Origin of the sequence: Acerihabitans sp. (assembly GCF_036398755.1) — a bacterium.
Taxonomy (GTDB): Bacteria; Pseudomonadota; Gammaproteobacteria; order Enterobacterales; family Enterobacteriaceae; genus Acerihabitans.
Genome location: NZ_DASWOM010000039.1, coordinates 1 through 10,884, shown reverse-complemented (window position 1 = coordinate 10,884; position 10,884 = coordinate 1). Strand labels below are relative to the sequence as shown.

8 protein-coding genes and 1 pseudogene are annotated in these 10,884 nt (G+C 58.0%); all 9 read left to right on the top strand.

The features are described from left to right. Positions 1-2,359: outer membrane protein assembly factor BamA (gene bamA, locus VGC33_RS06670; RefSeq protein WP_331119971.1), on the top strand; the 2,359-nt coding region annotated here is incomplete at its 5' end. Between the two features lie 146 nt (positions 2,360-2,505). Further along, positions 2,506-3,003, top strand: coding sequence for a molecular chaperone Skp (skp, locus tag VGC33_RS06665; RefSeq protein ID WP_331119970.1), 498 nt, complete (start codon positions 2,506-2,508; stop codon positions 3,001-3,003). A gap of 3 nt (positions 3,004-3,006) precedes the next feature. Further along, complete coding sequence (gene lpxD / locus VGC33_RS06660) at positions 3,007-4,029, top strand: UDP-3-O-(3-hydroxymyristoyl)glucosamine N-acyltransferase (RefSeq protein ID WP_331119969.1); 1,023 nt, start codon at positions 3,007-3,009, stop codon at positions 4,027-4,029. Between the two features lie 150 nt (positions 4,030-4,179). Further along, the gene (gene fabZ, locus VGC33_RS06655; protein ID WP_331119968.1) at positions 4,180-4,641 is read left to right on the top strand and encodes a 3-hydroxyacyl-ACP dehydratase FabZ; all 462 of its coding nucleotides are present in this window, start codon (positions 4,180-4,182) and stop codon (positions 4,639-4,641) included. Between the two features lie 4 nt (positions 4,642-4,645). Further along, positions 4,646-5,434 (top strand): acyl-ACP--UDP-N-acetylglucosamine O-acyltransferase, encoded by a 789-nt coding sequence (gene lpxA / locus VGC33_RS06650; RefSeq protein ID WP_331119967.1) that lies wholly within the window; start codon positions 4,646-4,648, stop codon positions 5,432-5,434. Positions 5,435-5,436: 2 nt separating this feature from the next. Then, positions 5,437-6,594, top strand: coding sequence for a lipid-A-disaccharide synthase (lpxB, locus tag VGC33_RS06645; protein WP_331119966.1), 1,158 nt, complete (start codon positions 5,437-5,439; stop codon positions 6,592-6,594). Positions 6,595-6,605: 11 nt separating this feature from the next. After that, positions 6,606-7,202 (top strand): ribonuclease HII, encoded by a 597-nt coding sequence (rnhB, locus tag VGC33_RS06640; RefSeq protein WP_331119965.1) that lies wholly within the window; start codon positions 6,606-6,608, stop codon positions 7,200-7,202. Between the two features lie 62 nt (positions 7,203-7,264). Further along, a complete protein-coding gene (gene dnaE / locus VGC33_RS06635) occupies positions 7,265-10,747 on the top strand; it encodes a DNA polymerase III subunit alpha (protein WP_331119964.1) in 3,483 nt (1,160 codons plus the stop codon). A 12-nt stretch (positions 10,748-10,759) separates the two neighbouring features. Then, positions 10,760-10,884 (top strand): annotated as a pseudogene (locus VGC33_RS06630) (acetyl-CoA carboxylase carboxyl transferase subunit alpha); the annotation flags it as partial.

The window sequence follows — 10,884 nt, the reverse complement described above, 5'->3', positions numbered from 1 at the left end:
GTTCGTAGTGAAGGACATTCATTTCGAAGGACTGCAACGGGTCGCCGTCGGTGCGGCGTTACTCAGTATGCCGGTACGTGTCGGAGACACGGCCAGTGATGAAGATATCGGCAATACTATCCGCGCCTTATTTGCCACCGGGAACTTCGAGGATGTCCGGGTGCTGCGTGATGGAGACACACTGCTCGTTCAGGTCAAGGAGCGTCCCACTATTGCCAGTATCACCTTCTCCGGCAACAAGGCGGTGAAGGAGGATATGCTCAAGCAGAATCTCGAGGCTTCCGGCGTGCGCGTCGGCGAGGCGTTGGACCGCACCACGATTTCCAACATCGAGAAAGGGCTGGAGGACTTCTACTACAGCGTCGGCAAATACAGCGCGACGGTTAAAGCCGTTGTTACGCCGCTGCCGCGCAACCGGGTAGATTTGAAACTGGTGTTTACCGAGGGCCTTTCCGCCAAGATCCAGCAGATCAATATTGTCGGCAACCATGCCTTCACCACCGACGAGCTGGTCTCGCGCTTCCAGCTGCGCGATGAGGTGCCGTGGTGGAACGTGGTCGGCGATCGTAAATACCAGAAGCAGAAACTGGCGGGCGATCTCGAGACCCTGCGCAGCTTCTACCTTGACCGGGGCTATGCCCGTTTTAATATCGACTCGACCCAGGTGAGCCTGACGCCGGACAAGAAGGGTATCTACATCACCCTGAATATTACCGAAGGCGCGCAGTACACCCTGTCCGGCACCGTGGTCAACGGCAACCTGGCCGGGCACTCCGCTGAGATCGACGCCTTGTCCCGCGTTAAGCCGGGCGAGCTGTACAGCGGCGCTAAAGTCACCAAGATGGAAAACGACATCAAGCAGCTGCTGGGCCGTTATGGTTATGCCTATCCGCGCGTGGTGACCCAACCGGAGATCAACGACGCCGATAAAACCGTCAAACTCCATATCAACGTGGATGCGGGCAACCGTTATTACGTCAGGCATGTGAAGTTCGAGGGCAACGACATTACCAAGGACGTGGTGCTGCGGCGCGAAATGCGCCAGATGGAAGGCGCCTGGCTTGGCAGCAACCTGGTCGACCAGGGCAAGGACCGCCTGAACCGCCTGGGCTATTTCGAAACGGTTGACGTGGATACGCAGCGTGTCCCCGGTACCGACGACATGGTGGACGTGACCTACAAGGTGAAGGAACGCAACACCGGCAGCATCAACTTCGGCGTGGGTTTCGGCACCGAAAGCGGCGTCAGCTTCCAGTTCGGCATCCAGCAGGACAACTGGCTGGGCACCGGTAATTCCGTGGGTTTCAGCGGCACCAAGAACGATTACCAAACCTATGCCGAGCTTTCCCTGACCGACCCGTACTTTACCGTGGACGGCGTCAGCCTCGGCGGGCGTATTTTCTACAACAACTTCGACGCCGACAACGCCGACCTGTCGGATTATACCAACAGGAGCTATGGCCTGGGCTCCACGCTCGGTTTCCCGATCAGTGAAACCAGTTCGCTGCGCCTGGGTGTGGATTACGTCCATAACGATCTGTCGAATATGTATCCCCAGATCGCCATGTGGCGCTATCTCGAATCCACCGGTTTCCAACCCAAGGTCGTGGCGGGGGAAAAGAAAGACGACAGCGCTGATTTCAGCGCCAATGATTTCTTCCTCACCACCGGCTGGAGTTACAGCAACCTGGATCGGGGTTATTTCCCCACCTCGGGCACCAGCGCCAGCCTGACCGGCAAGGTGACCGTGCCGGGTTCGGATAACGAATACTACAAGGTGACCTTCGATACCACCAGCTACCTGCCGCTGACCGACACCGGCAGCTGGGTGCTGATGGGCCGTGGGCGCGCCGGTTACGCCGACGGCATCGGCAGCAAGGAAATGCCGTTCTACGACAACTTCTACGCCGGTGGTTCCAGCACGGTGCGTGGTTTCCGCTCCAATACCATCGGGCCGAAAGCGGCGTATTATAAGTGCGGCGGCGGCGAGGGTAACCTCGGCGATTGTCCGCTGGATAAATCCAGCGACGCGGTGGGCGGCAACGCCATGGCGCTGCTGAGCGCCGAGCTTATCGTGCCGACGCCGTTTATCAGTCCGAAATACGCCAATTCGGTGCGCACCTCGCTGTTCGTCGACAGCGGCACCGTTTGGGATACCGCGTGGCAAAACACCGCGCAGACCCGGCAGTACAACGTGCCGGACTACAGTAATCCGGGTAATATCCGCATTTCCAGCGGTTTTGCCCTGCAGTGGATGTCACCGCTCGGGCCTTTGGTATTCTCTTATGCCCAGCCGGTCAAAAAATACGACGGCGACAAGGCGGAGCAGTTCCAGTTTAATATTGGTAAAACGTGGTAACATTGCGTGGATTTACAGCGCCGGCACCAGGCAAGGCGGTAAACAGGGCCTGAATAGGTTGACCGGCGGCATGCCGCCGGTCAGGGCGTTGGTTCCCGCCGCGTTGAAATGTTTTCAAACTTAAATGTAGTGTAAAGGAGTTTATAGTGAAAAAGTGGTTGTATGCCGCGGGCCTCGGATTAGCATTGGCTGCCTCAGCCAGCGTGCAAGCTGCTGATAAAATAGCTGTTGTCAATATTGCCAATATCTTTCAGCAGTCTCCTCAGCGCGCTGTTGTCGCTAAACAACTCGAAAATGAGTTCAAGGGCAGGGCAACCGACCTGCAAGCGCAGGAACGTGATCTGCAGACTAAAATGCAGCGCCTGCAACGTGACGGCTCCACCATGAAAGCCGCCGATCGCAGCCGTCTGGAGAAGGACGTCATGGCTCAACGTGAAGACTTCTCCGGCAAGGCACAGGCTTTTGAACAAGACAATCGTCGCCGTCAGGGTGAAGAACGCAACAAAATCCTGAGCCGTATCCAGGATGCGGTGAAAGCCGTCGCCACCAAGCAAGGCTATGACATCGTAATCGATGCCAACGCCGTGGCGTATGCCGGTTCTGCCAATGACATCACTGACGATGTGTTAAAACAGGTTAAATAAGTCATGCCATCAATTCGACTTGCTGATTTAGCGCAGCAGTTGGATGCACAATTGCACGGTGATGGCTCCCTCGTCATCACCGGCATTGCTTCCATGGGCTCCGCCAAGGCGGGCCACATTACGTTTCTGGCCGACAGCCGTTTTCGTGAAAAACTCGCTTCCTGCCAGGCCGGCGCGGTCGTTCTTACCGAAGCCGACCTGCCTTACTGCCAATGCGCCGCGTTGGTGGTTAAAAATCCCTACCTGACCTATGCGCATATGGCGCAACTGCTCAATACCACGCCCGCCGCCGCGCGGGATATCGCCCCCAGCGCGGTGATTGCGCCCGACGCATGCCTGGGCAGCCAGGTGGCCGTCGGCGCCAACGCGGTCATCGAATCCGGCGTGGTACTGGGTGATAACGTGGTTATCGGTCCGGGCTGCTTTATCGGTAAACATACCCATATCGGCGCGGGCACCCAGCTTTGGGCCAACGTGACCGTCTACCATGAAGTGCGCATCGGTGAAAAATGCCTGATCCAGTCGGGCACCGTTATCGGCGCCGATGGTTTCGGCTATGCCAACGATCGCGGCGACTGGATCAAAATCCCCCAGCTGGGCACGGTTGAAATCGGCGATCGCGTTGAAATCGGCGCCTGCACCACCATCGATCGCGGCGCGTTGGACAATACCGTTATCGGCAATGGCGTTATCATCGACAACCAGTGCCAGATTGCACATAACGTCATAATTGGCGACAATACCGCGGTTGCGGGCGGCGTTATCATGGCCGGCAGTCTGAAAATCGGCCGCTATTGCATGATTGGCGGCGCCAGCGTCATAAACGGGCATATGGAAATATGCGACAAAGTGACCATCACCGGCATGGGCATGGTGATGAGACCTATTACCGAACCTGGCGTATACTCCTCGGGTATTCCGTTGCAACCGAATAAAGTGTGGCGTAAGACCGCAGCATTAGTGATGAATATCAGCGAGATCAGCAAGCGGTTAAAAGCTGTCGAGCGAAAATCAGCAAAAAACTAATCGCTTTCGCCAGATAGTGATAATTATGCGCGTTCAGGCAGTTAAGCCTGGCGAAGACATTTTTTATTTGCGGCCTGCCAAATTGTCCTGTGTGGGATTGTTGCAGGCCGTGTTATTACTGCCATCGTTTTTTCAGACAGGAAGAGTATTTTGACTAATGACACTCATGCTCATACTCTGCAGATAGAAGAGATATTAGAATTATTGCCTCACCGTTTCCCTTTTTTGCTGGTGGACCGGGTGCTCGATTTTGAAAAAGGCAAGTTTCTGCGCGCGGTGAAAAACGTTTCTTTCAACGAGCCGTTTTTCCAGGGGCATTTTCCCGGCAAACCGATTTTCCCGGGCGTATTGATCCTGGAAGCGATGGCGCAGGCCACGGGTATCCTGGCGTTTAAGAGCGTCGGAAAGCTGGAGCCGGGTGAGCTATACTATTTCGCAGCAGTGGATCATGCGCGCTTCAAACGCCCGGTTCAGCCTGGCGATCAAATGATCCTTGAAGTGGAATTCATCAAAGAGCGCCGCGGAGTTGCTCGTTTCCAGGGGGTTGCCAAGGTGGACGGCGAAATCGCTTGCGAAGCGTCAATGATGTGCGCCCGTCGTCGGGAGTCCTGAAAACGTGATTGATCAATCCGCCTTTATCCATCCCAGTGCCATAGTTGAAGACGGCGCCATAATCCATGCCGGTGTACACATCGGGCCGTTTTGTTTTATCGGCCCGCAGGTCGAAATCGGCGCCCGCACGGTGCTGAAATCCCATATCGTGGTCAACGGCATTACCAAAATCGGTGAAGATAACCTGATTTACCAGTTCGCCTCCATCGGCGAGGTAAACCAGGATCTGAAATACGCCGGCGAGCCGACCCGTGTCGAAATCGGCGACCGCAACAGCATCCGCGAAAGCGTGACCGTGCATCGCGGCACCGCCCAGGGCGGGGAAGTGACCCGCATCGGCAACGACAACCTGCTGATGATCAATACCCATATCGCCCATGACTGCGTCATCGGCGATCGCTGTATCCTGGCGAATAACGCCACGCTCGGCGGGCATGTGACGGTGGGCGATTACGCCATTATCGGCGGCCTGACCGCCGTGCATCAGTTTTGCAGCATCGGCGCCCATGTCATGGTCGGCGGTTGCTCGGGCGTGGCCCAGGACGTACCGCCGTTTGTCATCGCCCAGGGCAATCACGCCACGCCGTTCGGGATTAATATCGAGGGTCTCAAACGCCGGGGTTTCGACAAGGAAGCCCAGCATGCCATCCGCGCCGCATATAAACTGATCTATCGCAGCGGCAAGACCCTGGACGAAGTTAAACCCGAGCTTGACGCCATGGCGGTCCAGCATCCGGTGATTCGCGCCTTTACCGATTTCCTGGCCCGCTCGCAGCGGGGCATCATCCGCTGAACATGCAGGCGTCCACGGTGGTTATCGGCCTGGTGGCCGGCGAAACATCCGGGGATATTCTGGGCGCGGGATTGATACGCGCCCTGCGCCGTCATCTGCCCGACGCCCGTTTTGTCGGCGTCGCCGGACCGCGCATGCAGGCCGAAGGCTGCGAGGCGTGGTACGAAATGGAAGAGCTGGCGGTGATGGGCATCGTCGAGGTGGTGGAACGGCTGCCGCGGCTGCTGAAAATCCGTCGCGACCTGACCCGGCGCTTTCGCGCGCTGCGCCCGGCGGTTTTTGTCGGCATCGACGCGCCGGATTTCAATATTACCCTGGAAGGCCGGCTCAAGGGACGCGGTATCCGCACCATCCATTATGTCAGCCCGTCGGTATGGGCGTGGCGTCAGAAAAGGGTATTCAAAATCGGCAGGGCCACCGACAACGTGCTGGCATTCCTGCCGTTTGAAAAAGCCTTTTACGACCGTTATAACGTTCCCTGCCAGTTTATCGGCCACACCCTGGCCGACGCCATGCCGCTGGAGCCGGATAAAGCGGCGGCCCGGCAACATCTGGGCATTGCCCCGGGCGCCCGTTGCCTGGCGTTGCTGCCCGGCAGCCGCGGCGCGGAAGTCGAGATACTCAGCGCCGATTTCCTGAATGCCGCCCGGTTGTTAAACGTCCGATTTCCCGGTCTCGACATCGTGGTGCCGCTGGTCAATGCCCGCCGGCGCGCGCAGTTTGAGGCCATTAAAGCCCGAGTGGCGCCGGATCTTCGGGTGCATCTGCTTGATGGGCAGGCGCGCGAGGCGATGGTGGCCAGCGACGCGGCCCTGCTGGCTTCCGGTACCGCCGCGCTCGAATGCATGCTGGCCAAATGCCCGATGGTGGTGGGCTATCGCATGAAACCGTTCACCTTCTGGCTGGCGCGGCGCCTGGTAAAGACGCCCTATGTCTCGCTGCCCAACCTGCTGGCCGGTCGTGAACTGGTCCAGGAACTGCTGCAGGAAGACTGCGTGCCGGAAAAACTGGCCTCGGCGCTGGCGCCCTTGCTGGAGAACGACGTTAACAGCCAGGCGCTGAAAGACACTTTTCGCGATTTGCATCGGCAAATTCGCTGTAATGCCGACGAGCAGGCGGCCCAGGCGGTGCTGAAACTCATCGCGCAGCCTGCCCGATAGCGGTAACCATCATGACGGAATTATTTATCTATCCGCTGGCGAGCCGAATCGCCGGCGTTGACGAAGTCGGCCGCGGTCCGCTGGTCGGCGCGGTGGTCACCGCGGCGGTGATCCTCGATCCCCTGCGCCCGATAACCGGCCTGGCGGATTCAAAAAAACTCAGCGCCAGACGCCGCGAGTCGCTGTATGACGAAATCACCGACAAGGCGCTGGCCTGGAGCCTGGGACGCGCCGAAGCGGCGGAGATTGACCTGCTGAATATCTTCCATGCCACCCTGCTGGCGATGCAGCGCGCGGTCCAGGGGCTGCAAATCCCCCCGGACTTTGTTTTAATAGACGGCAATCGCTGCCCGCTGCTGTCGATGCCGTCGCTGGCGGTGGTCAAGGGAGACAGCCGCGTGGCGGAAATCAGCGCGGCCTCCATCGTGGCGAAGGTGTCGCGGGACAGGGAGATGGCGGTGCTGGACCTTGAGTTTCCCGCCTACGGTTTTGCGCGGCATAAAGGCTATCCGACGGCGTTTCATCTGGAAAAGCTGGCGCTCCTGGGCGCCACGGTACATCATCGCCGGAGCTTCGCGCCGGTAAAACGGGCGCTGGGACTGGTTTGAAACGGCCGGTATCCGGTGGATTTCGGGTCTTCACCACAAAATAAACTTTGGGTAGCGGGATAATGGCCGAACCACGTTTTATTCACCTTCGCGTGCACAGCGACTACTCGATGATCGACGGGCTGGCTAAAATCGGCCCGTTGGTTAAAAAAACCGCGGCGATGAACATGCCCGCCCTGGCGATTACCGATTTCATGAACCTGTGCGGCCTGGTTAAGTTTTACGGCAGCGCGCACGGAGCCGGGGTCAAGCCGATCGTCGGCGCGGATGTCCTGGTGCAAAGCGACATGCTGGGCGAGGAAATGGCGGAGCTGACCATCCTGGCGGCCGATAACGTCGGTTACCAACATCTCACGCTATTGATTTCCGAAGCCTACCAGCGCGGCTACGGCGCGGCGGGGCCGATTATTGACCGCGACTGGCTGATAAAGCATAACGAGGGTTTGCTGCTGCTCTCCGGCGGTCGCAACGGCGACGTCGGCAAGTTCCTGATGCGCGGAAATATGTCGCAGGTTGAGCAGTGCCTGGCGTTTTATCAACAGTATTTCCCCGATCGCTATTATCTTGAACTGACCCGTACCGGCCGCGCGGATGAGGAAAGCTATCTGCACGCCGCGGTTGCCGTTGCCATTGAGCGCGGGTTGCCGGTGGTGGCCACCAACGATGTGCGTTTTATCAGCGAAGGCGATTTTGACGCCCATGAAATCCGCGTGGCGATCCATGACGGTTTTACCCTGGACGATCCGAAACGGCCGCGCCGTTACAGCCCGCAGCAGTTTATGCGCAGCGAAGAGCAGATGTGCGAGCTGTTCGCCGATTTGCCGGAAGCGCTGCAAAACAGCGTCGAGATTGCCAAGCGCTGCAATGTCACCATCCGGCTGGGAGAATATTTCCTGCCGCAGTTTCCCACCGGCGCAATGTCCACCGAGGATTTCCTGGTTGCCCGGTCCCGCGAGGGGCTGGAGGAACGGTTGGCCTTTTTGTTCCCCGATGAGCAGGAGCGTATCGCCAAGCGTCCGCCCTATGACGAACGCCTGGAAATCGAGCTGAAGGTGATAAACCAGATGGGATTTCCCGGCTACTTCCTGATCGTGATGGAATTTATCCAGTGGTCGAAGGATAACGGCGTGCCGGTGGGTCCGGGACGCGGGTCGGGCGCGGGTTCGCTGGTGGCCTACTCGCTGAAAATCACCGATCTCGATCCCTTGGCCTTCGATCTGCTGTTCGAGCGGTTCCTCAATCCGGAACGCGTCTCGATGCCCGACTTCGATGTGGATTTCTGCATGGAGAAGCGCGACCTGGTTATCGACCACGTGGCCGAAACCTATGGCCGCGAGGCGGTATCGCAGATCATCACCTTCGGCACCATGGCCGCCAAGGCGGTGATCCGCGACGTGGGCCGGGTATTGGGCCATCCCTATGGTTTTGTCGATCGCATCTCCAAACTGGTGCCGCCCGACCCGGGCATGACGCTGGAAAAAGCCTTTGCCGCCGAGCCGCAGCTGCCGGCGATCTATGAAGCCGATGAAGAGGTCCGGGCGCTTATCGACATGGCGCGTAAACTGGAAGGCGTTACCCGCAACGCCGGCAAACATGCCGGCGGGGTGGTTATCGCCCCGACCAGGATTACCGACTTCGCCCCGCTCTACTGCGACGCCGAAGGTAATCATCCGGTCACCCAGTTCGATAAAAACGATGTGGAATATACCGGGCTGGTGAAGTTTGACTTCCTGGGATTGCGCACCCTGACCATCATCAACTGGGCGCTGGAAATGATTAACGCCCGCCGCGCGCGGCACGGACTGGAACCGGTGGATATCGCGGCGATCCCGCTGGAGGACAAAAAAAGCTTCGATATGCTTCAGCGCTCTGAAACCACCGCGGTGTTCCAGTTGGAATCCCGCGGCATGAAGGACCTGATAAAGCGTCTGCAGCCCGACTGCTTCGAGGATATGATAGCCCTGGTGGCGCTGTTCCGTCCCGGGCCGCTCCAGTCCGGCATGGTGGATAACTTCATCGACCGTAAACACGGACGCGAGGCCATCTCTTACCCGGATATACAATGGCAGCATGAATCCCTGAGCACGGTGCTGGAGCCGACCTACGGCATTATTCTCTACCAGGAACAGGTGATGCAGATAGCCCAGGTGCTTTCGGGCTATACCCTGGGCGGCGCGGATATGCTGCGCCGCGCCATGGGCAAAAAAAAGCTGGAGGAGATGGAGAAACAGCGCTCGATCTTCAAGGATGGGGCGGAAAAGAACGGCGTCGACGGCGAGCTGTCGATGAAAATCTTCGACCTGGTGGAGAAATTCGCCGGTTACGGTTTTAATAAATCCCACTCCGCCGCCTATGCGCTGGTCTCCTACCAGACCCTGTGGCTCAAGGCGCACTATCCGGCCGAGTTTATGGCGGCGGTGATGACCGCGGATATGGACAACACCGAAAAGGTGGTGGGCCTGGTCGACGAGTGCTGGCGCATGGGACTGAAAGTCCTGCCGCCGGATATCAACAGCGGGCAATATCATTTTCACGTCAATGACCAGGGAGAGATAGTCTACGGCATTGGCGCGATTAAAGGCGTGGGCGAGGGGCCGATCGAGGCGATTATCGATGCCCGCAACCAGGACGGACATTTCAAAGAGCTGTTTGATCTTTGCGCCCGCACCGATATCAAAAAGCTTAATCGCCGCATGCTGGAAAAACTGATCATGTCCGGCGCGTTCGACCGTCTCGGCCCGCACCGCGCCGCGTTGATGAACTCCCTTAACGACGCGCTCAAGGCGGCGGACCAGCATGCCAAGGCGGAAGCCATTGGCCAGGGCGATATGTTCGGCGTACTGGCCGACGCGCCGGAAGCCGTTGAAGCGTCCTACAGTACCGTGCCGCCCTGGCCGGAACATGTGGTGCTGGACGGCGAGCGCGAAACCCTGGGGCTATACCTGACCGGCCATCCCATTACGCGTTATCTGCGCGAAATTGAGCGTTATGCCGGCGGCATACGCCTGAAGGACATGCATCCCACCGATCGCGGCAAGACGATTACCGCGGTCGGGCTGGTGCTTTCCGCCCGCATCATGGTGACTAAACGGGGCAATCGCATCGGGGTATTAACGCTTGACGACAGGTCCGGCCGCCTGGACGTGATGCTGTTCACCGATGCGCTGGAAAAATACCAGCATTTGCTGGAAAAAGACCGTATCCTGATCGCATCTGGACAGGTCAGCTTTGATGACTTCAACGGGGGTCTTAAAATGACCGCCCGTGAACTGATGGATGTCAGCGAAGCACGTGAAAAATATGCCCGGGGTCTTGCTATCTCGCTGACTGACAGGCAAATTGATGACCAGCTTTTAAACCGTCTCCGCCAATCGTTGGAACCACACCGATCCGGGACGATTCCAGTGCATCTTTATTATCAACGCGAAGATGCGCGCGCCAGGTTGCGATTTGGCGCGACATGGCGTGTAACGCCGACCGACCGGTTGCTGAATGACTTGCGTACCCTGGTGGGCAACGAACAGGTTGAACTGGAATTTGACTAATATAGGAATACTATGAGTCTGAATTTTCTTGATTTTGAACAGCCGATTGCAGAGCTGGAAGCGAAAATTGACTCGCTGACCGCAGTCAGCCGTCAAGACGAAAAATTAGATATTAATCTGGATGAAGAGGTGCAGCG

Bases quoted from the DNA above. Each gene is read 5' to 3' on its own strand.
- lpxB (WP_331119966.1), top strand. From the start codon at position 5,437: ATGCAGGCGTCCACGGTGGTTATCGGCCTGGTGGCCGGCGAAACATCC.
- rnhB (WP_331119965.1), top strand. From the start codon at position 6,606: ATGACGGAATTATTTATCTATCCGCTGGCGAGCCGAATCGCCGGCGTT.
- dnaE (WP_331119964.1), top strand. From the start codon at position 7,265: ATGGCCGAACCACGTTTTATTCACCTTCGCGTGCACAGCGACTACTCG.
- lpxD (WP_331119969.1), top strand. From the start codon at position 3,007: ATGCCATCAATTCGACTTGCTGATTTAGCGCAGCAGTTGGATGCACAA.